This is a genomic window from Blastococcus sp. SYSU DS0616 (assembly GCF_054051015.1).
In genome coordinates this window covers 17,028-41,892 of record NZ_JBJHAJ010000004.1, presented here as the reverse complement: position 1 = coordinate 41,892, position 24,865 = coordinate 17,028, and the positions used below count along the sequence as shown (strand labels likewise).

Below are 24,865 nucleotides of genomic sequence, written 5' to 3'. Positions count from 1 at the left end.
GGAGCTGCTGACCCTCTCCCGGCGTGCCATGATCGAGGACGGACCGCTTCCCCGTTCCGCCGACGACGCAGAGGAGGTCGGGATGGTCGCCCTCAGTGTCATCCTGTTCCCACCGCTGCTGATCGCGTTCCTGCTGGTGATGGAGCGGGTCGAGGAGCCCCTCCGCCGCCCGGCGTCCCCCCGCGAGGTCAGCGAGTTCCTGGACACCGCGACGCCCGGCGAGGTCGACACGCTCGCCACCTCGGGCATCCGGCGGGCGCTGTTCCGCTGGCGCCGTCGCCGCCACCGCGTCCGGCGCTCGCAGAACCCCCCGCTGGTCTGAGGAAGGACCTCCCTGCCCCCCACCGCTCGCACGCTCGCGGCGGGCCCTTGCAGGGAGGCCACTCGCTCCATGGGGGGACGCGGCCGCCCACCGAACGGGTGATTGACCGCACAGCCGCCTAGACTCGCTCCGGACGCGGGCACCCCTGCGTCCGAGGACAGTGCGAGAGGACGTGCAGTGGACGAGGTGCTGGCTCAGTCGGGGCTCTTCCAGGGGCTCTCCGAGGACGCGGTGGACCCCGTCATCAGTCGCCTCGAGACGATCACCCTCCCCCGGGGCCGGGTGGTCTTCAACGAGGGCGAGCCCGGCGACAGCCTCTACATCGTCATGACCGGCAAGATCAAGCTCTCCCGTCGGTCGCCCGACGGCCGGGAGAACGTGCTCGCGGTCATGGGACCTTCCGACCAGTTCGGTGAGCTGTCGGTCTTCGACCCCGGTCCGCGTACCGCGACCGCCACCGCCGTCACCGACGTGAAGCTGGCCCGGATGCCGCAGTCGGTGCTGCTGCCCTGGATCGAGGCGCACCCGGAGATCGGCGAGCAGCTGCTCCGCGTGCTGGCCCGGCGCCTGCGCCGCACCAACGACTCGGTCGCCGATCTCATCTTCACCGACGTCCCCGGCCGCGTGGCCAAGGCGCTGCTGCAGATGGCCGACCGCTTCGGCAGCCGCGACACCGACGGCCTGCGCGTGAAGCACGATCTCACCCAGGAGGAGCTCGCCCAGCTGGTCGGCGCCTCCCGCGAGACGGTCAACAAGGCGCTGGCGGACTTCGTGCACCGCGGCTGGATCCAGCTGCAGGGCAAGTCCGTCGTCGTCCTCGACGAGGAGCGCCTGCGCCGCCGCGCGCGCTGACGCACGCCTGAACGCGAGAGGCCCGGAACCGCATCGGTTCTGGGCCTCTCGCGTTCACCGCTTCACGAGGGGAGCGGCACGGCCAGCCGGATGCGGGTGCCGTCGGGCAGCACCGCCCAGCGGCCGTCGGGCGTCTCCTCGAAACGCGGGCTGATCGGCTGCAGGGGCTCTGGCGGCGAGCCGGCCAGGGCGGCCGCGACGTCGGGGAAGGCCACCAGCTGGCCGAGCGTGTGCGACGTCGGCGGCAGCATCGGGCGGGTGCCGGCCTCCAGCTCGGCGAGCGCGGCGGCGGGTGCCAGCCACGCGGCCTCGTCGGCCTCCCCCGAGACGTCGCGCGCCTCCTGCCCGACCGGCAGCGCGGCAGCGAAGAACTTGGTGTCGTAGCGCCGCGGCTCGACCGGTGGGGTGATCCAGTGCGCGAACGGCCGCAGCAGGTCCGACCGGAGCACCAGCCCCCGACCGGCCAGGAGCCCGGCCAGCGACAGCTCGCGGCTGAGCAGGGCCTGGCGCTGGTCCTCCCAGTCCTCCCCCGAGACGTCCGGAACGACGGTCCCGTCGGGCAGCCCGGCGAGCAGGACGCCGGCCTCCTCGAACGTCTCGCGCACCGCGGCGCACACGAGCTCCCGGGCGGTCCGCTCGTCGCAGCCGAAGGCGGTCGCCCACTGCGCGGGCGCGGGCCCGGCCCACCCGATCTCGGTGTCGCCGTCCCGGGGGTCGACGCCGCCGCCCGGGTAGGCGGTCATGCCACCGGCGAAGGGCATGCCCTTCGTGCGGCGCAGCAGGTACACCTCGAGCCCGGGCGCGCCGTCCCGCAGCAGCAGCACCGTCGCGGCCTGCTTCGGCTCAGGCATGCCGCACGACGCAGTCGTCGGTTACGAGCAGCGGGGGTCCGGAGGACCTCCCGGCGAGGGACCGGGACACGCTCAGCGCAACGACGGATGGCACCTGGCCGCGGTGCGATGCGGAGGATCGCGGTGTCATCGCAGCTCGACGGTGAGCTCGACCTCCACGGGGGCACCCATCGGCAGCTCGGCCACCCCCACGGCGCTGCGGGCGTGCTGACCGGCGTCGCCGAAGATCCGGCCGAGCAGCTCGCTGGCGCCGTTGACCACCCGGGGCTGACCGGTGAAGCCCTCGACGCTGGCCACGTAGCCCACGACGCGGACGACGCGCGCCACCGCGTCCAGCCCCACGAGGTCGTCGATCGCGGCCAGCGCGTTCAGCGCGCAGACCTTCGCGTCGGCCGCGGCGGCCTCCACGTCGACCGACCCGCCGACCTTGCCGGTGCGGCGCAGGCCGCCGTCGACGAACGGCAGCTGCCCCGAGGTGAACACCAGGGAGCCGGTGCGCACGGCCGGCACGTAGGCGGCGACGGGAGCGGCCACCGGGGGCAGCCGGATGCCCAGCTCGGCGAGCCGGGCGTGCCAGCCCGGAGCCGGGGCCGTCATACCGGCCGCTTGAGGTAGGCGACCGGCTGCTCGGGCCCACCGGGCCCGGGGAGCACGGTCACCAGCTCCCACCCGTCGACGCCCCAGGAGTCGAGGATCGCCTTGGTGTTGTGGATGAGCAGCGGGATGGTCGCGTACTCCCACTTCTGGCGGGCGGTTTCGCTCATGACCGCGACGCTAGCGCAGCCGCCGGACGCGATGCCCGTCACGCCACCTGGCACGGGCAGGCCGTCCCGGTCGCCTGCTCCTACGCTGGGACAGGTGAGCCCAGATCCCGCCGCCCCGCGCCTGCACGTGGTCACCGGCAAGGGAGGGACGGGCAAGACCACCGTCGCCGCTGCCCTGGCCCTGGCGCTCGCCGCCGACGGGCGCTCGGTGCTGCTGGTGGAGACCGAGGGCCGGCAGGGCATCGCCCAGCTGTTCGACACCCCGCCGCTGCCCTACGAGGAGCGCCGGGTCGCCGTCGCCCGCGGCGGGGGCGAGGTCAAGGCGCTGGCCATCGACGTCGAGGAGGCGCTCCTCGACTACCTCGACATGTTCTACAACCTCCGCCGGGCCGGCCGGGCGCTGCGGAAGATGGGCGCCATCGACTTCGCCACCGCCATCGCGCCGGGCCTCCGCGACGTGCTGATCACGGGCAAGATCAAGGAGGCGGTCACCCGGCGGCGGGACGGCAGGCTGGTCTACGACGCCGTCGTCGTCGACGCGCCGCCCACCGGCCGGATCACCCGCTTCCTCGGCGTCACCGGGGAGATGTCGCAGCTGGCCCGCTCCGGCCCGATCAAGACCCAGAGCGACGGCGTCATGGCGGTGCTGCGCTCCCCGCAGACGGCGGTCCACCTGGTGACGATCCTGGAGGACATGCCGGTGCAGGAGACGGCGGACGCCATCGCGGAGCTCGAGGCGGCCGGGCTGCCGATCGGCTCGGTGATCGTGAACATGGCGACCGAGCCGGTGCTGCCTCCGGCCGCGCTGTCCCGCGCGGCGGCCGGCGAGCTGACCGGGGCCGACCTCGCACCCGCGCTGGACGCCGCGCACCTGCCGGGCGCCGAGCAGCTGGCCGAGGCGCTGGTCGCCGAGGTCGTGGAGCACGCCCGCCGCTGGGCGGCGCAGGACGCCCTGCGGGCCCAGGTCGCGGAGCTGGACCGCCCCAGCCTCGAGATCCCGCTGCTGCCCGGCCCGATGGACCTGGGCTGCCTGTTCGAGCTGGCGGGGCGGCTCGAGGAGCACCTGCGCACGGAGGTGGCCGCCTGATGGCCGCCGGCACGGCCACCGCGCCGCGCACCCGGGCGCCCCGGCAGGCCCCGGCGATGGACCTGGGCGCGCTGATCGCCGACCGGCAGACCCGCATCGTCGTCTGCTGCGGCGCAGGCGGGGTGGGCAAGACGACGACGTCCGCGGCGCTGGCGCTGGCCGCGGCGGAGGCCGGGCGCACCGTCGTCGTCCTCACCATCGACCCGGCCCGGCGGCTGGCCCAGTCCCTGGGGCTGACCGAGCTGGACAACGAACCGCGGCGCGTGGACGTCCCTGGGGCGACCGGTGAGCTGCACGCGATGATGCTGGACATGAAGCGGACGTTCGACGACATCGTCACCGCTCACTCCACGCCCGAGCGCGCGCAGCAGATCCTCGACAACCCCTTCTACCAAGCGCTCTCCTCGTCGTTCGCCGGCACGCAGGAGTACATGGCGATGGAGAAGCTCGGGCAGCTGCGCGCCAGCGACCGGTGGGACCTGATCATCGTCGACACCCCGCCGTCGCGGTCGGCGCTGGACTTCCTCGACGCCCCCAACCGGATGGGCCGGTTCCTCGACGGCACGATGATCCGGCTGCTGATGGCGCCGAGCCGGGCCGGCTTCAAGTTCGCCAGCGCCGGGTTCCTGCTGTTCAGCCGGATCGTCAGCAAGATCCTCGGTGGCCAGCTGCTGCGCGACATCTCCGCCTTCGTCGCGGCCCTGGACACCATGTTCGGCGGGTTCCGCGAGCGCGCGACGGCGACGTTCGAGCTGCTGCGCCGCCCCGGCACGTCGTTCGTGGTGGTCGCCGCGCCGGAGCCCGACGCGTTGCGCGAGGCGTCCTACTTCGTCGACCGGCTCTCGGCCGAGGGGATGCCGCTGGCCGGACTGGTCGTCAACCGGACGCACCCCCCGGCCACCACGGCGCTGTCGGCGACCCGCGCGGAGGGCGCCGCCGAGGAGGTCGCCGAGAGCGGTGACGAGGGCGCGGCGCTCGCGGCCGCGGCGCTGCGGGTGCACGCGGACCGGATGCAGCTCGCGAGCCGGGAGCAGCACCTGGCCGACCGCTTCACCAGCGCCCACCCCGACGTCGCGCTGCGCACGGTGCCGGCCGCCGCCGGGGACGTCCACGACCTCGACGGGCTGCGGATGATGGCCGACGCCCTCACCGGCCCCGACCACGACACGCCGACCGGCACGCCGCGGACGCGCGTCCTGCCCGCGCGCCGCGGCTGAGCGCTCCGCTCACCCGTCCGGGCGACGTACCCTGGCCGCGATGTCGGAGAACGCGCGTGTCCGGACCCGTCTGCTCGCCAAGCTCGCCGCGACGATCGTCGTCGCCGGCGCACTGCTGGCCGGACTCATGCTGCCCTGGATCGGGGGCACCGGCCTGGCGGCACGCAACTCCGTGTCGCTGCTCGACGCCCTGCCGGTGGAGCTGACCGACAAGACGCCGGCCGGCGTCACCCGGGTGCTCGCCGCCGACGGGCAGCTGATCACGAACTTCTACGAGCACAACCGGACGCCGGTCACCTCCGACCAGATCGCCGACGTCATGAAGCAGGCGCTCGTCGACATCGAGGACTCCCGGTTCTACGACCACAACGGCCTGGACGTGCAGGGCACGATGCGGGCGCTGGTGAAGAACGTCGCCGCCGGCGAGGTCCAGGAGGGCGGCTCCACCCTGACCCAGCAGCTGGTGAAGCAGACCCTGCTGCAGACGGCCACCACGCCGGAGGACCGGGACGCCGCCGACGCCCAGACCGTGGGCCGCAAGCTGCGGGAGGCCCGCCTGGCCCTCGCCCTGGAGGACACCTACTCCAAGGACGAGATCCTCACCCGGTACCTGAACATCGTGTACTTCGGGCAGGGCGCCTACGGCATCCAGGCCGCCGCCCAGCGCTACTTCAGCGTGAACGCCGCCGACCTCACCCTCCCGCAGGCGGCCATGCTCGCCGGGCTGGTGCAGAAGCCGTTCTACGACGAGCCGATCAACAACCCGGAGAACGCCCAGATCCGGCGCAACCAGGTGCTGCAGCGCATGCACGACCTGGGTCACGTCAGCGCGGAGCAGCTGGCCGAGATCACCCCCACCCCGGTGGAGGTGGCGCCGGGTCAGGCGCCCCCGAACGGCTGCATCGACGCCGCGATCGGCGGCTTCTTCTGCGACTTCACCCGGCAGTACCTCATCCAGGAGCTCGGTCTGACGAAGGCCCAGTTGGACAAGGGCGGGCTGACCATCCAGACGACGCTACGGCCGGACATGCAGGCCGCCGGTGACCAGGCCGTGCTGGACACCGTGGCGATGGGCGCCGACACCGTGGGCGTCTACGACGTCGTCCAGCCCGGCACCGGGCACGTGCTCGCGATGAGCGTCAACCGCCGCTACGGCTGCGACGGCCCCGAGTGCGAGTCGGTGAACTTCGCGACCGTCCCCACCAAGGGCTCCGGGTCGACCTTCAAGACCTTCGTCGCCGCGGCCGCCCTGGAGATGGGTCTCCCGGCCAGCCACACGATCACCACGAGCGAGCCCTACCGGTCGAAGGTCTACGAGAGCTACGACCCCGAGACCCAGCGCATCGAGCCCTACTCGATCGGCAACGTGGGCAGCTCGTACCCGCGCACGCTGACCATGACGCAGGCGCTCTACATGTCCTCCAACACCTACTTCCTCGCGCTGGAGGACGCACTGGGCCGGATCGAGCCGGCGGTGCGGATGGCCGAGCGGCTTGGCATGACCTTCGACTACTCGGTCACCCAGACGCCGGCGCAGCAGATCATCGACGAGAACCGCCCGTCCTTCGCCTACGGCACCGATGGCGTGAGCCCGCTCGACCTGGCCAACGCCTACGCGACGATCGCCGCCCGCGGGGTCAAGTGCACGCCCACGCCGGTGCTGTCGATCACCACCCCGAACGGCGAGCCGCTCACCGGCGAGGACGGCGAGCCGGTGGTGAAGGGCGACGACTGCGAGCAGGTCATCGAGCCCGGCATCGCCGACACGCTGAACCAGATGATGATCAAGGACGTCGAGCCGGGGAACCGGCTGCAGACCGGCGCCCGGGCCCACATCCCCGGCCACCAGATCGCCGGCAAGACCGGCACGGTGAACGAGCGCGACTCGGTGGCCTTCGTGGGGTCGACGCCGGAGTACACCGCCAGCGTCATGGTGTTCCGCCCGCGGGACACCAACGACGTCGGCAGCTACGGCGGCGGTCTCCCGGCCGGCATCTGGCGGGCCGCGATGGCACCGATCCTGACCAACCAGCCGGCGGCCGAGTTCCCGCCCGCCGATCCCCAGTACGCCGGCCGCGGCGTCGACGCCGCCCCGCAGGGGGCCGGCGTCTCCCGGTCCGGCACCACGTCGAGCCGCTCGGCGGACCGGTCGAGCACGACGGGCACCACGGGAGGCACCACCTCCCCGCCGCCCGTGCAGCCCGAGACGCCGGCACCCCCGCCGGTGGAGCCCCAGGTGGAGCCCCAGGTGCCGCCGCCGGCCGACGCCGGCACGACCGCACCGGAGCCGACCGGGGACCTCCCGACGAACTGACCGGAGCGACGACGAAGGGCCGGACCGAGAGGTCCGGCCCTTCGTCGTTCCCGTCGCGCGGGGCTCAGCCGAGCTGGCGGCGGACCTCGGCGGCGACCCGCGAGCCCTCGGCCCGGCCGGCGACCACGCCGTTCGCCGCGCCCATGACCTTCCCCATGTCCTTCATGCCGGAGGCGCCGGTCCGGGAGATGACGTCGGCGACGATCGCGGCCAGGTCGGCGTCGTCCAGCTGAGCCGGCAGGTAGTCCGCGAGGATCTCGCCCTCGGCCCGCTCGCGGGCGGCCTGCTCGGCGCGACCGGCCGAGCCGAACGCCTCGGCCGCCTCGCGGCGCTTCTTCGCCTCGCGCCGGAGCACGGCCTGCACCTCGTCGTCGGTGAGCTCGCGGGCCTCCTTGCCCGACACCTCCTCGGCGCTGACGGCGGCGAGCACCATGCGCAGCGTGGCGGTGCGCAGCTCGTCACGGGCCTTCATGGCGGTGGTCAGGTCGGCGCGCAGCTGTTCCTTGAGGTCGGGCACGGGTCCAGCCTCGCACGACGCCGCGCCGGGGTGCGCCCGTAGGCTCGGCGGGTGCGCTGGTACACCGCCGTCCCCACCGCCGCCGTCGCCTCGGGCGCGGCCGTGACCGCCTACGCGAGCCTCTACGAACGCACGCGCTGGACGCTGCGCCGGTTCGAGGTGCCCGTGCTGGCCCCGGGCTCGGCGCCGCTGACGATCCTGCAGCTGTCGGACCTGCACATGACCGCCGGGCAGCGGAGCAAGCAGGAGTGGGTCGCGGGCCTCGCCGCCCTCGAGCCCGACCTGGTGATCAACACCGGGGACAACCTCGCGGGGTTCGACGCGGTGCCGCCGACGCTGCGCGCGCTGGACCCGCTGCTGGACCGGCCCGGCGCCTTCGTGCTGGCCAGCAACGACTACTACGCCCCGCGCCCGAAGAACCCGCTCAAGTACTTCAAGCGCGACCACAAGCGGGTGCACGGCGACGAGCTGCCCTGGCGCGACCTGCGCGACGGCATGCGCGAGCGCGGCTGGCTGGACCTCACCAACGCCGCCGGTGAGCTCACCGTGGGCGGGCGGCGGATCGTCTTCGCCGGCGTCGACGATTCCCACCTGAAGCGGGACCGCTACGACCTGGTCGCCGGGCCGGCCGATCGGAGCGCCGACGTGCGGATCGGGCTGGCCCACTCCCCCGAGCCGCGGGTGCTCGACCGCTTCGCCGCGGACGGCTACGACCTGCTGCTGTGCGGTCACACGCACGGCGGCCAGCTGCGGGTGCCGTTCTACGGGGCGCTGGTCACCAACTGCGGCATCGACCGCCACCGGGTGCGCTGGCTGCACCGCTGGGCGGCCCCCACGCCGGAGCACCCGGCCGGCACCTGGCTGCACGTGTCGGCCGGCCTGGGCACCAGCCCCTACGCCCCGGTGCGGTTCGCCTGCCCGCCCGAGGCGACGCTGCTGACCCTCACCGCACGGCCGTCCTGACCCGCCGCCGGGGCGCGCGCAGTGGAGCGTTAGACTCGTCGACGCACCTCGGGGTGTGGCGCAGCTTGGTAGCGCGCGTCGTTCGGGACGACGAGGCCGCAGGTTCAAATCCTGTCACCCCGACCCTCCGCTCAGGGGCCGCCGCAAGGCGGCCCCTGAGTCGTTCCCGGGGCACCGGTCGTTCCCGGGGCGCTGCGAAGATGGTGGCGTGACCGCCGAGCAGACCGTCCCCGCCCTTCCCCCCGAGGTCACCGCCCGCTGGCAGGCCCGGTTCCGCGCACCCCGGGTGTCGCTGCCGGACTGGGCCGAGGAGGCACCGCACCGCAACCTGTACAGCTCCGACGTCAGCGGCGTCGTGGAGCAGTACGCCTGGGACCGGGAGACCGGCACCCACCGCCGGGTCACCGACCGGCCCAACGGCACGCTGATCGCGACGCTGGACCGTGACGGCGACACGATCTGGTGGTTCGCCGACACCGACGGCGACGAGTTCGGCGTCTGGATGACCCAGCCGTTCACCGGCGGCGAGGACACCGTCGCCGTCCCCGAGGTGGGGCCCGCCTACCCGGCGGGACTGGAGATCGGCCGGGACCTGGTGGCCATCGGCCGCAGCACCGACGACGGCAGCGAGCTGTGGCTGGCGCCCACCGGAGGCACGCCGCGGGTGGTCTACCGGCACCCCGACCCCGCCTCGGTGGACGCGCTGACCCGCGACGACGAGCTGCTGGTCATCTCGCACTCCGAGCACGGCGACCCGCGCTACCCCGCGCTGCGGGTGCTCCGCACGGCCGACGACTCGGTGGTCGCGGAGAAGTGGGACGGCGAGGGACGCGGGCTGCACGCGCTGGAGTTCGCCCCGCTCCCCGGTGACCGCCGGCTGCTGGTCGGCCACGAGCGGCGCGGTCGCGAGGAGCTGCTGGTCTGGGACGTCGCCGCCGACACCGAGACGGAGATCGTGCTCGACCTGCCCGGCGACGTGACCGCCGGTTGGTACCCCGACGGCTCCGCGCTGCTGGTGGGCCACGACCACGCCGCCCGCAGCGAGCTGTACCGCTACGACCTCGACTCCGGCGCGCTGGAGAAGCTCGACACCCCGCCCGGCGTCGTCCGCGGCGCCACCGCCCGCCCCGACGGCACGGTCGAGCTTGCGTGGTCGAACTCCGAGCGGCCGCCGGTCATCCGCCGCGCCGACGGCCCCGTCGTCCTCTCGGTCTCCGACGAGGAGCCGCCCGCCGCCTACCCGGTCGAGGACCGCTGGGTCCCCGGCCCGGGCGGCGACGTGCACGCCCTGCTGGTGCGCCCGGCCGGTGAGGGCCCGTTCGCGACGGCGTTCCTGGTGCACGGCGGCCCGGAGGCGGCCGACGACGACTCCTACCGCGCCCGCCGGGCGGCCTACGTCGACGCCGGCTACGCGGTCGTGCACGTGAACTACCGCGGCTCCACGGGCTACGGCTCGGCCTGGCGCGACGCGCTCACGGGGCGCCCGGGGCTCACCGAGCTCGAGGACATCGGGGCGGTCTACGACGCACTGGTGGCCGAGGGCGTCGTCGACCCGGCCCGCGCGCTCCTCACTGGGGGCTCGTGGGGCGGGTTCCTCACCCTGCTGGGGCTGGGCACCCAGCCGGAGCGCTGGGCGGCCGGGATCGCCGAGGTGCCGGTGGCCGACTACCTCGCGGCGTACGAGGACGAGATGGAGGGCCTGCGGGCCTACGACCGGGCGCTGTTCGGCGGGTCACCGGAGGAGGTGCGCGACGTCTACGTGCGCTCCTCGCCGATCACCTACGTCGACGCCGTCGCCGCGCCGGTGCTGGTGGTGGCCGGCGCGAACGACCCGCGCTGCCCGATCCGGCAGATCGACAACTACCTGGGCGAGCTGGAGCGGCTGGGCAAGCCGCACGAGGTCTACCGGTTCGACGCCGGCCACGGGTCGCTGGTCATCGAGGAGACGATCCGGCAGGTCGAGGTCGCGCTCTCCTTCGCCCTGCGCCACGTGCGGCCCTAGCGGTCCCGGCGCCGCCGGCCGGCCACGCGGGGGCGCGGTGGAGCGAGCAGTGCCAGACGGGCGCTCTCCCTCCGCCGCAGGACCGCCCGGCGGAGCCGCCCCCGGCTCCCCCGCGGGTCGCCGGGGGCGTAGGCGTACCAGCCGAACTCCTCGTCCGGCGGGTCCGGCGCCTCCTCGTCGGCGAGCATCCGGGCCCGGAGCGCCCCCAGCACCCGCTCGGCCAGGGGGTCGTCGGTGAGGATGGCGGACAGCTGTGCCTGGTCCCGCCCCTCGGCGGCCAGCGCGTCGGTCAACCACTCGTACCACCGCGGCCCGAACGCGTGGACGACGGCGTCGCTCAGCAGGGCGTGGGCGGCGTCCACCGTCACCCCGCGCTCGAGCGCCAGGTCCAGCTCGAGCATCCCGCGCAGCGTGTAGAGGTCCGGCCCCGGCCAGGCGTGCTGCGGGGAGGCAGGCAGGTCCGCGGAGTTCACGGGACCATCCTGCCGCCTGGTCGGGCTCCTCCGCGGAGGAGCCCGACCAGGGTCAGCGGGAGGCGGCGATGAGCTCCGCGATCTGGACGGTGTTGAGGGCGGCGCCCTTGCGCAGGTTGTCGTTGCTGACGAAGAGCACCAGCCCGCGACCGCCGTCCACGCTCTGGTCCTGCCGGATGCGGCCCACGTAGCTGGGGTCGCGGCCGGCGGCCTGCAGCGGGTTCGGGACGTCGGAGAGCTCCACCCCGGGCGCGGCCTGCAGCAGCTCGGTGGCCCGCTCGACGGTCAGCTCGCGCGCGAACTCCACGTTGAGCGAGAGCGAGTGCCCCGTGAACACCGGCACCCGCACGCAGGTGCCCGAGACGCGGAGGTCCTGGATGCCGAGGATCTTGCGGCTCTCGTTGCGGAGCTTCTGCTCCTCGTCGGTCTCGAACGAGCCGTCGTCCACGACCGAGCCGGCCATCGGCAGCACGTTGAAGGCGATCGGCGCGACGTACTTCACCGGGTCGGGGAAGGCGACGGCGGTCCCGTCGTGGGTGAGCTCGTCGGCCTTGTCGACGACGGCCTTCGCCTGCCCGTGCAGCTCCTCCACGCCGGCGACCCCGCTGCCGGAGACCGCCTGGTAGGTGCTGGCGACGATGCGGACCAGGCCGGCCTCGTCGTGCAGCGGCTTGAGCACCGGCATCGCGGCCATGGTCGTGCAGTTCGGGTTGGCGATGATCCGGCCGTGCGCCTTCGCGATGTCGCCGGGGTTGACCTCGCTGACGACCAGCGGGATCTCCGGGTCGCGGCGGAACGCCGAGCTGTTGTCGATGACGGTCACGCCGGCCGCGGCGAACCGCGGCGCCTGGGCGCGGGAGGTGGTCGCGCCGGCGGAGAAGATCGCGATGTCCAGACCGGTCGGGTCGGCGGTCGCGGCGTCCTCGACGGTGATCTCGCCACCGGCCCAGGGCAGGGTGCTGCCGGCCGACCGCGCCGAGGCGAAGAAGCGGAGCTCGGCCAGCGGGAAGTTCCGCTCGGCCAGGATGTCGCGCACGACGCGGCCCACCTGACCGGTCGCGCCCACGATGCCGACCCGCAGGCCGCCGGGGGTGAAGCCACTCATCGTCCGGTCCCTCCGTAGACCACGGCCTGGGCGTCCTCGGTGCCCAGGTCGAACGCATCGTGCACCGCGCGGACGGCGAGGTCGACGTCGGTGTCGCGGCACACCACGGAGATGCGGATCTCCGAGGTGCTGATCAGCTCCAGGTTGACCCCGGCGTCGGCCAGCGCGCCGAAGAACTTGGCGGAGACACCCGGGTGCGAGCGCATGCCGGCGCCGACCAGGCTCACCTTGCCGATGTGCTGGTCGAAGCTGACGTCGGTGTAGCCGACGGTGTGCTTGACCCGTTCCAGGGCGGCCAGCGCGGCCGGGCCGTCGCTCTTGGGCAGCGTGAAGGAGATGTCGGCGAGCTTGCTGGCCTCGGCCGACACGTTCTGCACGATCATGTCGATGTTGACCTCGGCGTCGGCGAGCACGCGGAAGATCTGCGCCGCCTCACCCGGCCGGTCCGGCACGCCGAACACGGTGATCTTGCCCTCGGAGCGGTCGTGCGCGACGCCGGAGATGATCGCCTGTTCCACGGTGAGGTCCTCCATCGAGCCGGTCACGGTGGTGCCGGGGAGCTGTGAGTAGGAGCTGCGGACGTGCACGGGGATGCCGTAGCGGCGGGCGTACTCGACGCAGCGCAGCATGAGCACCTTCGCCCCGGAGGCGGCGAGCTCGAGCATCTCCTCGTAGGTGATGGTGTCCAGCCGCTTGGCGTTGGGGACGATGCGCGGGTCGGCGGTGAAGACGCCGTCGACGTCGGTGTAGATCTCGCAGACGTCGGCGTTCAGCGCCGCGGCGACGGCGACGGCGGTGGTGTCCGAGCCGCCGCGGCCGAGGGTGGTGATGTCCTTGGTGTCCTGGCTGACGCCCTGGAACCCGGCGACGATGACGACCGAGCCCTCGTCGAGCGCCGACTTCAGGCGGCCGGGCGTGACGTCGATGATGCGCGCCTTGCCGTGGCTGGACGTGGTGATCACGCCGGCCTGCGAGCCGGTGAACGACCGCGCCTCGTAGCCGTGCTCGGAGATCGCGATGGCCAGCAGCGCCATGGAGATTCGCTCGCCGGCGGTGAGCAGCATGTCCAGCTCGCGGCCGGGCGGGGTGTCGGTGATCTGGCTGGCCAGGTCCAGCAGCTCGTCGGTCGTGTCGCCCATCGCGGAGACCACGACGACGACGTCGTCGCCGTTCTTCTTGGCAGCGACGATCCGCTCCGCGACGCGCTTCATGTGCTCGGCGGAGGCGACGGACGAGCCGCCGTACTTCTGGACGACGAGGGCCACGGGTCAGAAGGCTACCGACGCGGTCCACGGGCCGAGCGGTTGCATCTCGTGCGCCCGACCGATGTGATCGCCGGGTGGACGATCCGCACCGGTGGTTGCTCACCTCCGAGGAGCGCCACAACCGCGGTGCCGCCGTGCCGGCCTGGACCGAGGGCAACCTGGTCCGGCCGCTCGTCCACGGCGCGGCGTACTTCGACCGGCTCGTCGAGGTGGTCGAGCAGCTGGGCGAGGGCGACCGCGTCTGGTTCACCGACTGGCGGGGCGACCCCGACGAGCGGCTGCGCCCCGACGGGCCCACCGTCGACGAGCTGTTCAGCGCGGCCGCGCTCCGCGGCGTCGACGTGCGCGGCCTGGTGTGGCGCTCGCACACGGACGCGCTCTCCTACAGCAAGGAGCAGAACCGGTCGCTGGACCGGGAGATCGAGGCCGACGGCGGCCGGGTCGTGCTCGACCAGCGCGTGCGCCGGTTCGGCAGCCACCACCAGAAGGTGGTGATCATCCGGTGCCCCGCGGACCCGTCCCGCGACGTCGCGTTCGCCGGGGGCATCGACCTGTGCCACAGCCGCCGCGACGACGCGCGGCACGACGGGGACCCCCAGGCGGTGGACATGGCCTCCGGCTACGGGCCGACCCCGCCGTGGCACGACGTGCAGGCGGAGATCCGCGGCCCGGCGGTCGCCGTGCTCGAGACCAGCTTCCGTGAGCGGTGGGACGACCCGACCAGCCCCGTGCAGGGAAACCCGATCGCCTACGTCGTCGGCCGGTTCCGCGGGGCCCGGCTGGACCCCGCTCCGCTGCCGCCCGAGCTGCCGCCGCCCCCACCGGCCGGCCCGCACCTGGTGCAGATCCTGCGCACCTACCCCAAGATCCTGCCGCGCTACGACTTCGCCCCCGAGGGCGAGCGCTCGATCGCCCGCGGCTACTCGAAGGCGGTGAAGCGGGCGCGGCGGCTGGTCTACCTCGAGGACCAGTACCTGTGGTCCTCCGAGGTCGCCCAGCTGTTCGCCGACGCCCTCCGGGACAACCCCGACCTCCACCTGGTGGTGGTCGTGCCCCGCATTCCCGACCAGGAGGGCGCGTTCTCGGCGACTCCCCAGACCGTGGGCCGCCGGCAGGCGATCGACCTGTGCGTCCGGGCGGGAGGCCAGGACCGGGTGCACGTCTTCGACGTGGAGAACCACGCCGGGACGCCGGTGTACGTGCACGCCAAGGTGTGCGTCGTCGACGACGTGTGGGCCAGCATCGGCAGCGACAACTTCAACCGGCGTTCCTGGACGCACGACAGCGAGCTCTCCACCGCCGTCCTCGACACCACGCTCGACCCCCGCGAGCCGCGGGACCTGGGAGGAACCGGGGACGGCGCCCGCACCTTCGCGCGGGACCTGCGGCTGGAGCTGGCGCGCGAGCACCTGGACCTGGCCGAGGACGGCAGCGACGACGACCTGCTGGTGGATCCGGCGCGCTTCGTCGCCACGCTCGAGGAGCGGGCGGGCGCCCTGGCCGAGTGGCACGAGGGGGGTCGCCGCGGGCCACGTCCACCCGGTCGGCTCCACCCACACCGCCCGGAGGAGCTGCCCTGGCACACCCGGCTGTGGGCGACACCGCTCTACCGGCTGCTGGTCGACCCGGACGGCCGGCCCCTGCGGCTGCGCCTGCGCAAGGAGTTCTGACCGCCGCCTGCGGCTGCGCCCCGCACGTGCGGACGGCACCAGGTGAGCTCCGCGGAACTAGTGCCCTGCCCACCCCTGTGGGCAGGGCACTAGCTTCCACAGGAGCATCTGCCCCGGGCCGCCGGCGCGGGCCACGATCCCCGGCGTGGACGAGGGTGATCGGGCGGAGCTGCTGGCCGGGATGCTCCGCCGCGCCCGCCGGGTGGCGGACCTCTCCCAGCGCGAGATGGCCGCTGCTGCGGGGGTCGCGAAGTCCACGCTGGCCGCGGCCGAGGCGGGCGCACGTGACCTGCCGGTCGGGGCACTGCTCGGCGTCCTCGCCGTGGCACGGCTCCGGCTGGCGCTCATCGGTGCGGACGGCGCGGAGGTGCTGCCGATGTCCGACCGTGCCATCCGGGACCACGGGGGACGGCGCTTCCCCGCGCACCTCGATCCGCGTCACTCGGACGAGGGGTGGTGGCACGGCTCCGAGCGGTACAGCCGACCGCAGCCCTGGTACACCTTCGACCTCTCACGCAGCGCGCGAGACGGTGAGCGGCGGCTCCGGGGAGTACCCGACGACCACCAGCCGCCCCGGGCCGGCGACTCCCCCGCCGAACGCCGCGCCGCCCGACGAGCGGAAGCGGCGCAGCGACGGCGCGAGGACCTGGAGCGCAGGCGGCTCGCCGGTGAGCTGCCGACGCTGACCGACTTCGCCTGCACGTGCCCGCCGGCCTGCGCGGAGGGCGACGACGGCCTTCGGCCGTTCCACGTCGACGACTGCCCTTGCCGCTGCGACGTGGACTGATCCGCCAGGCCGTCCCCGGCGGCCGCGACGCGCCGTCCTCCCTGCGACGTGGGCTGACCCGCTGCTACCGTGGGCGCGTGCGCGGCAGCCTCCTGCTTACCCGCCGCGGCGAGGCCCTCTCCTAGGTCGGCTTCCTCGCCGCGGGGTTCCGGCGTCCCCGGCGTCCGCTGACCGCCCCCGGAGCCGTGCGCACTCCGCGCACGCAGCCCGCACCAGGAGCCCTCCCCCATGAGCGAGACCCACCCGCACGTCCGCAACCCCCAGCAGCCGTCCGGCATGCCGATCCAGCGCTACGTCCCCTTCACCCCCGTGGCGCTGCCCGACCGCACCTGGCCGGACACCGTGACGACGCAGGCGCCGCGCTGGTGCGCCGTCGACCTGCGCGACGGCAACCAGGCGCTGATCGACCCGATGACGCCCGACCGCAAGCGCCGGATGTTCGAGCTGCTGGTCCGCATGGGCTACAAGGAGATCGAGGTCGGCTTCCCGGCGGCGAGCCAGACCGACTACGACTTCGTCCGCCAGCTGATCGAGGACGACCTGGTCCCCGACGACGTGACGATCCAGGTGCTCACCCAGGCCCGCGACGAGCTGATCGAGCGCACCTTCGAGTCGCTGCAGGGCGCGAAGCAGGCGATCGTGCACCTCTACAACTCCACGTCCACCCTGCAGCGACGGGTCGTGTTCGGCTCCGACCGGGCCGGGATCGTCGACATCGCCGTCCACGGCGCGCAGGTGGTGCGCAAGCTGGCCGAGCAGATGGGCGACACGGATATCCGGTTCGAGTACTCGCCCGAGTCCTTCACCGGCACCGAGCTCGACTTCGCCGTCGAGATCTGCAACGCCGTCACCGATGTCTGGGAGCCGACGCCCGAGCGGCCGACGATCCTCAACCTGCCGGCCACGGTCGAGATGGCCGAGCCCACCGTGTACGCCGACCAGGTCGAGTGGATGCACCGCAACCTGGGCCGGCGCGACTCCGTGGTCCTCAGCCTGCACCCGCACAACGACCGCGGCACCGCCGTCGCCGCCGCCGAGCTCGGCTACCGGGCCGGCGCCGACCGCATCGAGGGCTGCCTGTTCGGCAACGGCGAGCGCACCGGCAACGTCGACCTGGTCACCCTGGGGCTGAACCTGTTCAGCCAGGGCATCGACCCGCAGATCGACTTCTCCGACATCGACGAGATCCGCCGCACCGTCGAGTACTGCAACCAGCTCGGCGTGCACGAGCGCCACCCCTACGGCGGCGACCTGGTCTACACCGCCTTCTCCGGCTCCCACCAGGACGCCATCAACAAGGGCTTCAAGGCCCTGGAGGCCGACGCGCAGGCCGCCGGCGTCCCCGTCGAGCAGCAGACGTGGGCGGTGCCGTACCTGCCGATCGACCCCAAGGACGTCGGCCGCAGCTACGAGGCCGTGATCCGGGTGAACAGCCAGTCCGGCAAGGGCGGCGTCGCCTACATCATGAAGACCGAGAACCACCTGGACCTGCCGCGCCGGCTGCAGATCGAGTTCAGCGCGGTCATCCAGCGGCACACCGACGACGAGGGCGGCGAGGTCACCGCCCAGCAGATGTGGACCGCCTTCAGCAACGAGTACCTGCCCGACCCGGCCGCGCCGTGGGGCCGGTTCTCCCTCAGCGGGCACCGGCACACCGCCTCCGGGGACGGGCAGCTCGACGAGATGGTCGTGGAGCTGGTCGACTCCGGCGTACCGGTGACCGTCGAGGGCCGCGGCAACGGCCCGATCGCGGCGTTCGTCGACGCGCTGCGGACCGTCGACGTCGACGTCCGCGTGCTCGACTACGCCGAGCACGCCATGTCCGCCGGGGGCGACGCGCGCGCCGCCGCCTACGTCGAGTGCGCCGTCGGGGAGCGGGTGCTGTGGGGCGTCGGGATCGACCCGAACATCGTCACCGCCTCGCTGCGGGCCGTCGTCTCCGCGGTCAACCGCGCCCAGCGCTGCTGAAGGTTCCCTTTCCCCCTTCCCTCGCAGGCTCGGGCGGGGCCCGGAACGGGACCTGACGGGGCGCGCCGCTCAGCGCGCCCCGTCCTCCCGCTCCTCGCGGCGGCTCTCGGCCAGGGCCCGCCCCGGCTCCTCCGGCGGGGCGTCGGCCGGCTCGTCGCCGCGGTACACCCGGTCCGGCCGCCGCTCGGTGTGCAGCTCGTCGACCAGCAGCAGGTCGCGCCGCACGTGCCGGCGCCGGTAGGCCACGCGGCTGATCATGTGCGCGCTCACCGGTGCCGTGAGCATCTGGAAGACGGCGACCAGCAGGAGCATCCACGTCGCCGACCAGCCCTGCAGCCGGATCGCGCCGCCGATCATGATCAGCAGCACGCCCAGCACCTGCGGCTTCGTGCCGGCGTGCATCCGGGCGAGCACGTCGGGGAAGCGGAGCAGCCCGAGCCCGGCGGTCAGGCACAGGAACGCGCCCAGCAGCACCAGGACGACGGCGATCACGTCGCCCGCGGTCTCGATCCCGTTCACCGCGCCTCCTCCCCGTCCGGGGGCCGGTCGTCCACGTCGAGCCCCTGGGTGCCCAGGCTCGAGTGGATGAGCATGCCGCCGACGTAGCGGGCCACCGAGACCGAGCCGACGAACGCCAGCAGCGACACCACCACGAGCACCGGCACGACCGTGGGGTCCCGATCCAGCGTCGCGTGCACGGCCAGCCCGGCGGCGATGATCACCAGCAGGGTGTCGGTCGCGACCACCCGGTCGAGCAGGGAGGGCCCCAGCGCCAGCCGCACCAGCGCCAGCAGCGCCCCGGTGCCCAGCATCAGGTAGGTGGCCCAGTAGACGGCGGTCACGGCGTCCGCCGCCCGTCGCCGATGCCGAGGGAGCCTGCGCCGGTGGTCACGGCGGTCACCTCGGCGGCGGAGCCGAAGGCGCGCACCACCCGCTCCTCCATGGTGAGCACCGACCTCCGCTGCCGCTCGATGTCGCGCTCGTCCTCCACGTGGAGGATGTGCACCGCCAGCGTCCGCTGCTCCCGATCCATGTCGATGACCATCGAACCGGGCACGAGGGTCAGCGCCTCCGAGATGATGGTGAGCAGCAGGTCGGAGTCCGTGCGCAGCTGCACCCGGATGATCGCGCTCCGGCTGATCCCCCGCGGGCGGATGGTCTGCCACGCCACCTCCGCCCCGGAGGTCACGAGGTCGACGACGAAGGTGCCGACGAAGGCGAGCACCGGCACCGGGCGCACGGTCAGGCCGCCCTCCACCGGCGGCAGGGGCAGCAGCAGGGTCACGGCGAGGGCCAGGACCACCCCGGACAGCAGGTTGGCCCACGACCACGTGCCCCACAGCAGGTTCCAGACCAGCACCAGCCAGACCAGCAGGGGCAGCTGGTGCCGCAGCTGGTAGACCAGGCCCCCGCGGCCGGCCTGGTGCGGGGCGCCGGTCACGGGGCCTCCTCCGCGCCGAAGACCGCCTGGACGTAGGGCGCGCGGTCGCGCAGATCGCCGGCCGCGCGGTCGGCCACCGCGTACAGCGGACCGGCGAGCGCGGTGAGCGCAACCGTCACGGTGACCATCGCCGCGGTCGAGGCGAGCATGACCCGCGGCAGCAGCTGGTCCGGCCGGGCGCGCTCCGGGTCCTCCCCGAGCCCGTCGGTGGCCGGCGTGGTCGCCGTCGCCACCGCCGTGTGCCGCTGCCACGCCGCGCGCCGGGCGGCGGCGCGACCGACCCCCCCGGACGCCACGGAAGCGGACGCGGGCACCGGCGTGGGTTCGACCTCGTCGGTCGGGCCGGGGCCGTCGGCCTGCGCCTCACCGGACTCCGGTGTCGGGGGCTGGGGCAGCGGCTCCGGGGAGAGCTCCGGCCCGGCGTCGGCCGCCGCGGCCTCGTCGGTGTCCGCGGACGGCTCCTGGGCCCGCGGCCGCCAGAAGGCCCGGCTCCACACCCGCGAGATCGCCACCAGCGTGAGCAGGCTGGCGACCACGCCGGCGGCCACGAGGACCAGCGGCAGCCACCCGCCGTCGGCCACGCCCGCCTCCAGCAGCCCGAGCTTCCCGATGAACCCGGAGAACGGCGGGATCCCGGCGAGGTTCATGGCGGGGACGAAGAAGAGGACGGCGAGCAGCGGCGATGCCTTCGCCAGGCCGCCGAGCCGGTCGACGGCGGTCGCCCCGCCCTGCCGCTCGACCAGCCCGGCGACGAGGAACAGCGTGGTCTGGATGGCGATGTGGTGGACGACGTAGAAGACGGCGCCCGCGAGCCCGGCCCGGGAGGCCAGCGCGATGCCGAACACCATGTAGCCGATGTGGCTGACCAGCGTGAACGACAGGATCCGCCGGATGTCGGCCTGTGCCACCGCACCGAGGATGCCGATCAGCATCGTGGCCAGCGCGGCCCACATCAGCACCGTGTCCAGCCCGCCGCCCGGGAAGAGCAGGGTCTGCGTGCGGATGATCGCGTAGACGCCGACCTTGGTGAGCAGCCCGGCGAAGACGGCGGTGACCGGGGCCGGCGCGGTCGGGTAGCTGTCCGGCAGCCAGGCCGACAGCGGGAACACCGCCGCCTTGATCGAGAAGGCGATCAGCAGCAGCGAGTGGATGAGCAGCTGGGTCCCCTCCGGCAGCTCCCCCAGCCGGCCGGCGAGCTGCGCCATGTTGACGGTGCCGGTGGAGGCGTAGACCAGGGCGATGGCGGCGAGGAACAGCAGCGAGCTCAGCAGGCTGACGACGATGTAGGTGACGCCGGCGCGGATCCGCGGTGCCGATCCGCCCAGGGTCAGCAGGACGTAGCTGGCGGTCAGCAGGATCTCGAAGCCGACGTAGAGGTTGAACAGGTCGCCGGCGAGGAACGCGTTGGCCACGCCCGCCATGAGCACCAGGAACGTCGGGTGGAAGATCGACACCGGCGCCTCCTCGTCGCCGTCGGCCGCGCCCTGGCCGACCGCGAAGACGAGCACGCCCAGGCCCACGGTCGAGGCGACCACGAGCATCAGGGCCGACAGCCGGTCGACGACCAGCACGATGCCCAGCGGCACCTCCCACCCGCCCAGCGAGACGGCCACGGCGCCCTGCTCGTCGGCGAGGACGAGCAGCGCGACCGACACGGCGAGGACCGTGCTGAGCACCAGGATGCTGAGCGTGCGCTGCGCCCGCGGGCGGCCGCCGCCGACCAGCAGGGCCGCCGCCGCGCCGAGCAGCGGCAGCAGCACCGGCAGGGGCGTGAGGACGCCGGTCACCGGCGCCGCCGCCGGGTGGCTGGCAGATCCACGTCGTCGGACGGGATCCCGGCGTAGTGCCGCCGGAGCAGCTCCTCCACGTCGTCCCCCTCGCCGTGCAGGCTGTCGGCGTGCGCGGCCGGCCGGTCCTCCGGCGCGAGGTCGTCGGGGTCGATCTCGTCGGCGTCCGTGCCGGACCGGGCGGCCACCCGCCGGTCCTCCTCGTCGACGCCGACGACCTCCTGGCGCACCAGCCGCCAGGAGCGGTAGATGAGCGCGAGCAGGAAGGCGGCGATGCCGAAGGTGATCACGATCGCGGTGAGGACGAGCGCCTGCGGGAGCGGGTCGCTCATCTCCTCCGGCTCGGCGATCCCCACGATCGGCGCCAGCCCCGCCGGACCACCGCTGGAGAGCAGCAGCAGGTTGGTCGCATTGCCCAGCAGGAGGAAGCCGAGCAGCACGCGGGTCAGGCTGCGGTCGAGCAGCAGGTAGACGCCGGCCGCGTAGAGACCCGCGACGATCACCGGCAGCACCACGGTGGGGGTCATCGGGGGACCACCTCACCGGGGGCGCCGTCGATCGGGTCCCGCTCGTCGGCCTGGCGGTCCAGCTCGGCCCCGAGGCTGCGCAGCACGTCGAGCACCAGCCCCACCACGATCAGGTACACCCCCATGTCGAAGAAGAGCGAGGTGACCAGCTTGACGTCGCCGAGCACCGGCAGCGTCGTCTCGAGGATCGCCGTCTCCAGCACCTCGGCGCCGAGCACCAGCCCCATGGCTCCGGTCCCACCGGCGAACAGCAGGCCGGCGCCCAGCAGCAGACCGGGATCGACCGGCGCCGCCTCGCCCAGCTCGTAGCGGCCGCCGGCCAGGTAGCGCAGCACGAGCGCCAGCCCGGCGACCAGCCCCCCGGCGAAGCCACCACCGGGCTGGTTGTGCCCGCTGAACAGCAGGTAGATGGAGAACACGACGATCGTGTGGAACAGGACCCGGGTGATCACCTCGAGCACCACCGACCGCCGCTCGGGGGCGAGCGCCACCGTCGCCGACAGCCACTGCCGCCGGGGCGCCCGCCGCGACCGCCGGGCGTCCCGCGCCGCCCGCACCGGGTCCAGCCGCTGGACCACGCCGGTGCGCCGCCGGAGGAAGACCAGGCTGGCCACACCGGTGGCGGCCACGACCAGCAGGGAGATCTCGCCGAGGGTGTCCCAGGCGCGGATGTCGACCAAGGTCACGTTGACGACGTTCTGCCCACCGCCGAGCTCGTAGGCCGCCTCCGGGTAGTCGACCGACACCGGCGTGGCGTCGCGGGCGCTGAGCGCCACCGCGCCGACCGCGCCCATGAGCAGCCCCACGCCCACGGCGATCGCACCGCGGACCGCGCGCTCGCCGGGACGGTGCCGCTCGGAGATGTCCTTGGGCAGCTTGCGCAGCACGAGCACGAAGACGACCAGGGTCAGCGTCTCCACGAGGAACTGGGTGAGCGCGAGGTCGGGGGCGCCCTGCAGGGCGAAGAGGACGGCGAGGCCGTAGCCGGTGACGCCCACGGCCAGCACCGCCGACAGCCGCTGGTGGATCCGCAGCGCCATGGCGGCCGCGAGCAGCACCACCGCCCCGACCAGCGCCTGGATGGGGGTGTCCCAGGCCCGCCACTCCCCCGGCCACGGCGCCCGGAACAGCAGCACGGAGCCGGGGAGGGCGAGGACGACGACGAGGATGGTGCCGAGGTAGGCCGGCAGCGAGCCCCGCTGGGTGGTGCCGGTGACCAGCACGGCGAGCCGGTCCAGCGTCTGCATGGTGTTCCAGTAGCCCTCGTCGGCCGATGCGCCCACGGCCCGCCGCTGCTGGAAGCGGAACACCGCCGAGCGCGCGGCGAACAGGGCGGCGCCGCCGAGCAGGGTGAGGGCCGACAGCGCCAGCGCCGGCTGCCAGCCGTGCCACAGCGCCAGCTTCTCGGCCTCCTCGGCCACCAGCGGCAGCCCGTCGGCGTACCCGGCGACCAGCGGCTCCAGCAACGGGCTGGCCGGCCCGGCGGCCAGCCCGGTCAGCGCCAGCAGGGCGGGGGCCAGCAGGAACAGCGGGGTAGGCGGGTGGACCAGCTGAGCTGGGGCGGTGGCCGGCAGCCCGGGCTTGCGGGCGAAGGCGCCCCAGAGGAAGCGGAAGGTGTAGGCCGCGGTGAGCACCGAGCCGAGGACCAGGCCGACGAGGACGACGACGGCCGCCGTGCGGTCGGGCAGCCCGCCGTCCCACAGCGCGCTGAACGCCGCCTCCTTGCCCACGAAGCCGAGCAGCGGCGGAACGCCGGCCATGCTCAGCGCGGCCAGCGTGCCGATGACCGCCACCACGGGCAGCCGCCGGCCCAGCCCGGACAGCCGGCGCAGGTCGCGGGTGCCGGTGGCGTGGTCGACGACCCCGACGGTGAGGAAGAGCGTCGACTTGAACAGGGCGTGCGCCAGGGTCATCGCCAGGCCCGCGGCCGCCAGCTCGCGGCTGCCGGCGCCCACGAGCGTCATGAGGAAGCCCAGCTGGCTCACCGTGCCGAAGGCGAGCAGCAGCTTGAGGTCGTTCTGCCGCAGCGACCGGTAGCCGCCGACGAGCATGGTGGCCAGGCCCAGCCCCAGCACCACCGGGCGCCACCCGGGCACCTCGGCGAACCCGGGCGCCAGCCGGGCCACCAGGTAGATCCCGGCCTTCACCATCGCGGCCGCGTGCAGGTAGGCGCTGACCGGGGTGGGCGCCTCCATCGCGGCGGGCAGCCAGAAGTGGAACGGGATCATCGCCGACTTGGTCACCGCGCCGACGACGACCAGCATCGTCCCGGCCACCAGCAGCGGGCCGCTCCCCGGGTCGGCGACGACCTCCGAGAGCAGGTAGCTGCCGCTGGTCTCGCCGAGCATGATCAGCCCGACCAGCATCGCCAGCCCACCCGCGGTGGTGAGGATCAGCGCCTGGCCGGCCGCCCGGCGCGCGGCGAGCTTCGTCCCCGAGCCACCGATCAGCAGGTAGGAGAAGACGGTGGTGAGCTCCCAGAACACGTAGAGCAGCAGCAGGTCGTCGGCCACCACCAGGCCCAGCATGGAGCCGGCGAAGGCGGTGAGCGTGCCGGCGAACCGCCCCGTCCCCTCGTCCCGGGGCTCGAAGTAGCGGGCGCAGTAGAGCATGACCAGCGCGCCCACCCCGGTGACCAGCAGCGCGAACACCAGCGCCAGGGCGTCCAGCCGCAGGGCGATGTCGAGGCGCAGGGTGGGCACCCACGGGACGGTCTCGGTGACCTCACCGCCGTCGGTGACCCGCCCCAGCTGCGCGAGCACCCAGCCGAACCCCGCCGCCGGTACGAGCGCGAGGGCGAGGAACGCCTGCCGGCCCCACCAGCGCACCAGCACGGGTGCGGCCACCGCGGCGACCAGGTGGAGGAGCAGGAGCGCGAGCACGGGTCTCCGGGAGTCAGGGGCTGCTCGGACACCACTGACGTCGGAGGACGGCCGGCGGTGAGCCGCAGTTT

Annotated in this window: 23 protein-coding genes and 1 tRNA gene; 11 read left to right on the top strand and 13 right to left on the bottom strand. The window is 73.8% G+C overall.

The window, feature by feature from the left end; translation table 11 throughout:
* Positions 1-82 precede the first annotated feature (82 nt).
* Entirely contained in the window at positions 83-322 is a 240-nt protein-coding gene (locus ACI79K_RS03990; protein WP_456588204.1) for a hypothetical protein, read from the top strand.
* Positions 323-499: 177 nt separating this feature from the next.
* Positions 500-1,174, top strand: a complete 675-nt coding sequence (locus ACI79K_RS03985) for a Crp/Fnr family transcriptional regulator (protein WP_091929288.1) — start codon at positions 500-502, stop codon at positions 1,172-1,174.
* A 62-nt stretch (positions 1,175-1,236) separates the two neighbouring features.
* Here ACI79K_RS03985 and ACI79K_RS03980 read toward each other — a convergent pair whose 3' ends face one another.
* From ACI79K_RS03980 to ACI79K_RS03970, 3 genes are all read right to left on the bottom strand, one after another.
* Positions 1,237-2,025 (bottom strand): NUDIX hydrolase, encoded by a 789-nt coding sequence (locus ACI79K_RS03980; protein WP_456588205.1) that lies wholly within the window; start codon positions 2,023-2,025, stop codon positions 1,237-1,239.
* 126 nt (positions 2,026-2,151) lie between these two features.
* Complete coding sequence (locus ACI79K_RS03975) at positions 2,152-2,622, bottom strand: RidA family protein (protein ID WP_456588206.1); 471 nt, start codon at positions 2,620-2,622, stop codon at positions 2,152-2,154.
* On the bottom strand, positions 2,619-2,789 hold the full coding sequence (locus ACI79K_RS03970; protein ID WP_456588207.1) for a hypothetical protein: 171 nt from the start codon (positions 2,787-2,789) through the stop codon (positions 2,619-2,621). The genes ACI79K_RS03975 and ACI79K_RS03970 overlap by 4 nt, the downstream gene beginning before the upstream one ends.
* A 94-nt stretch (positions 2,790-2,883) precedes the next feature.
* Here ACI79K_RS03970 and ACI79K_RS03965 point away from each other — a divergent pair, with 94 nt between their 5' ends.
* Genes ACI79K_RS03965 through ACI79K_RS03955 form a run of 3 tightly spaced genes read left to right on the top strand, consistent with a single transcriptional unit; the run spans position 2,884 to position 7,407 of the window.
* Complete coding sequence (locus ACI79K_RS03965) at positions 2,884-3,876, top strand: ArsA-related P-loop ATPase (RefSeq protein WP_456588208.1); 993 nt, start codon at positions 2,884-2,886, stop codon at positions 3,874-3,876.
* Complete coding sequence (locus ACI79K_RS03960) at positions 3,876-5,093, top strand: ArsA family ATPase (protein ID WP_456595783.1); 1,218 nt, start codon at positions 3,876-3,878, stop codon at positions 5,091-5,093. Before ACI79K_RS03965 ends, ACI79K_RS03960 begins: the two co-directional genes overlap by 1 nt.
* Before the next feature lie 40 nt (positions 5,094-5,133).
* The gene (locus ACI79K_RS03955; protein WP_456599032.1) at positions 5,134-7,407 is read left to right on the top strand and encodes a transglycosylase domain-containing protein; all 2,274 of its coding nucleotides are present in this window, start codon (positions 5,134-5,136) and stop codon (positions 7,405-7,407) included.
* A 64-nt stretch (positions 7,408-7,471) separates the two neighbouring features.
* On the opposite strand, the gene ACI79K_RS03950 is transcribed toward ACI79K_RS03955, so the two are convergent.
* Complete coding sequence (locus ACI79K_RS03950) at positions 7,472-7,924, bottom strand: GatB/YqeY domain-containing protein (RefSeq protein ID WP_456588211.1); 453 nt, start codon at positions 7,922-7,924, stop codon at positions 7,472-7,474.
* Positions 7,925-7,975: 51 nt separating this feature from the next.
* On the opposite strand from ACI79K_RS03950, the gene ACI79K_RS03945 reads away from it, so the two are divergent.
* The 3 genes from ACI79K_RS03945 to ACI79K_RS03935 all read left to right on the top strand — a co-directional run bounded on the left by ACI79K_RS03945 (position 7,976) and on the right by ACI79K_RS03935 (position 10,889).
* Positions 7,976-8,887 carry a metallophosphoesterase gene (locus ACI79K_RS03945; RefSeq protein WP_456588212.1) on the top strand — a complete coding sequence of 304 codons (912 nt, stop codon included), beginning with the start codon at positions 7,976-7,978 and terminating at the stop codon, positions 8,885-8,887.
* Between the two features lie 49 nt (positions 8,888-8,936).
* Positions 8,937-9,010 (top strand) — tRNA-Pro (locus tag ACI79K_RS03940).
* Positions 9,011-9,095: 85 nt separating this feature from the next.
* Complete coding sequence (locus ACI79K_RS03935; RefSeq protein ID WP_456599031.1) at positions 9,096-10,889, top strand: prolyl oligopeptidase family serine peptidase; 1,794 nt, start codon at positions 9,096-9,098, stop codon at positions 10,887-10,889.
* Here the strand turns inward: ACI79K_RS03935 and ACI79K_RS03930 are convergent.
* Genes ACI79K_RS03930 through ACI79K_RS03920 form a run of 3 tightly spaced genes read right to left on the bottom strand, consistent with a single transcriptional unit; the run spans position 10,886 to position 13,732 of the window.
* On the bottom strand, positions 10,886-11,362 hold the full coding sequence (locus ACI79K_RS03930; protein ID WP_456599030.1) for a hypothetical protein: 477 nt from the start codon (positions 11,360-11,362) through the stop codon (positions 10,886-10,888). The two genes, ACI79K_RS03935 and ACI79K_RS03930, sit on opposite strands and share 4 nt — an antisense overlap.
* Before the next feature lie 52 nt (positions 11,363-11,414).
* Positions 11,415-12,467 (bottom strand): aspartate-semialdehyde dehydrogenase, encoded by a 1,053-nt coding sequence (locus ACI79K_RS03925; RefSeq protein WP_456599029.1) that lies wholly within the window; start codon positions 12,465-12,467, stop codon positions 11,415-11,417.
* A complete protein-coding gene (locus tag ACI79K_RS03920) occupies positions 12,464-13,732 on the bottom strand; it encodes an aspartate kinase (RefSeq protein WP_456588216.1) in 1,269 nt (422 codons plus the stop codon). Before ACI79K_RS03920 ends, ACI79K_RS03925 begins: the two co-directional genes overlap by 4 nt.
* 74 nt (positions 13,733-13,806) lie before the next feature.
* On the opposite strand from ACI79K_RS03920, the gene ACI79K_RS03915 reads away from it, so the two are divergent.
* The 3 genes from ACI79K_RS03915 to leuA all read left to right on the top strand — a co-directional run bounded on the left by ACI79K_RS03915 (position 13,807) and on the right by leuA (position 18,157).
* Positions 13,807-15,402 carry a phospholipase D family protein gene (locus ACI79K_RS03915; protein ID WP_456599028.1) on the top strand — a complete coding sequence of 532 codons (1,596 nt, stop codon included), beginning with the start codon at positions 13,807-13,809 and terminating at the stop codon, positions 15,400-15,402.
* A 145-nt stretch (positions 15,403-15,547) separates the two neighbouring features.
* Complete coding sequence (locus tag ACI79K_RS03910; protein WP_456588218.1) at positions 15,548-16,189, top strand: helix-turn-helix domain-containing protein; 642 nt, start codon at positions 15,548-15,550, stop codon at positions 16,187-16,189.
* A gap of 228 nt (positions 16,190-16,417) precedes the next feature.
* Positions 16,418-18,157, top strand: coding sequence for a 2-isopropylmalate synthase (gene leuA / locus ACI79K_RS03905; protein WP_456599027.1), 1,740 nt, complete (start codon positions 16,418-16,420; stop codon positions 18,155-18,157).
* A 69-nt stretch (positions 18,158-18,226) separates the two neighbouring features.
* Here the strand turns inward: leuA and mnhG are convergent, their stop codons facing one another.
* From mnhG to ACI79K_RS03875, 6 genes are read right to left on the bottom strand one after another with little or no spacing between them, the layout of a single operon-like run.
* Positions 18,227-18,676 carry a monovalent cation/H(+) antiporter subunit G gene (mnhG, locus tag ACI79K_RS03900; RefSeq protein ID WP_456588220.1) on the bottom strand — a complete coding sequence of 150 codons (450 nt, stop codon included), beginning with the start codon at positions 18,674-18,676 and terminating at the stop codon, positions 18,227-18,229.
* On the bottom strand, positions 18,673-18,999 hold the full coding sequence (locus ACI79K_RS03895) for a monovalent cation/H+ antiporter complex subunit F (RefSeq protein ID WP_456588221.1): 327 nt from the start codon (positions 18,997-18,999) through the stop codon (positions 18,673-18,675). Before ACI79K_RS03895 ends, mnhG begins: the two co-directional genes overlap by 4 nt.
* Positions 18,996-19,598, bottom strand: a complete 603-nt coding sequence (locus ACI79K_RS03890) for a Na+/H+ antiporter subunit E (protein WP_456599026.1) — start codon at positions 19,596-19,598, stop codon at positions 18,996-18,998. Before ACI79K_RS03890 ends, ACI79K_RS03895 begins: the two co-directional genes overlap by 4 nt.
* Complete coding sequence (locus tag ACI79K_RS03885) at positions 19,595-21,385, bottom strand: Na+/H+ antiporter subunit D (RefSeq protein ID WP_456599025.1); 1,791 nt, start codon at positions 21,383-21,385, stop codon at positions 19,595-19,597. Before ACI79K_RS03885 ends, ACI79K_RS03890 begins: the two co-directional genes overlap by 4 nt.
* Entirely contained in the window at positions 21,382-21,912 is a 531-nt protein-coding gene (locus tag ACI79K_RS03880; RefSeq protein WP_456588224.1) for a Na(+)/H(+) antiporter subunit C, read from the bottom strand. Before ACI79K_RS03880 ends, ACI79K_RS03885 begins: the two co-directional genes overlap by 4 nt.
* Complete coding sequence (locus ACI79K_RS03875; RefSeq protein ID WP_456599024.1) at positions 21,909-24,794, bottom strand: Na+/H+ antiporter subunit A; 2,886 nt, start codon at positions 24,792-24,794, stop codon at positions 21,909-21,911. Before ACI79K_RS03875 ends, ACI79K_RS03880 begins: the two co-directional genes overlap by 4 nt.
* Positions 24,795-24,865 lie beyond the last annotated feature (71 nt).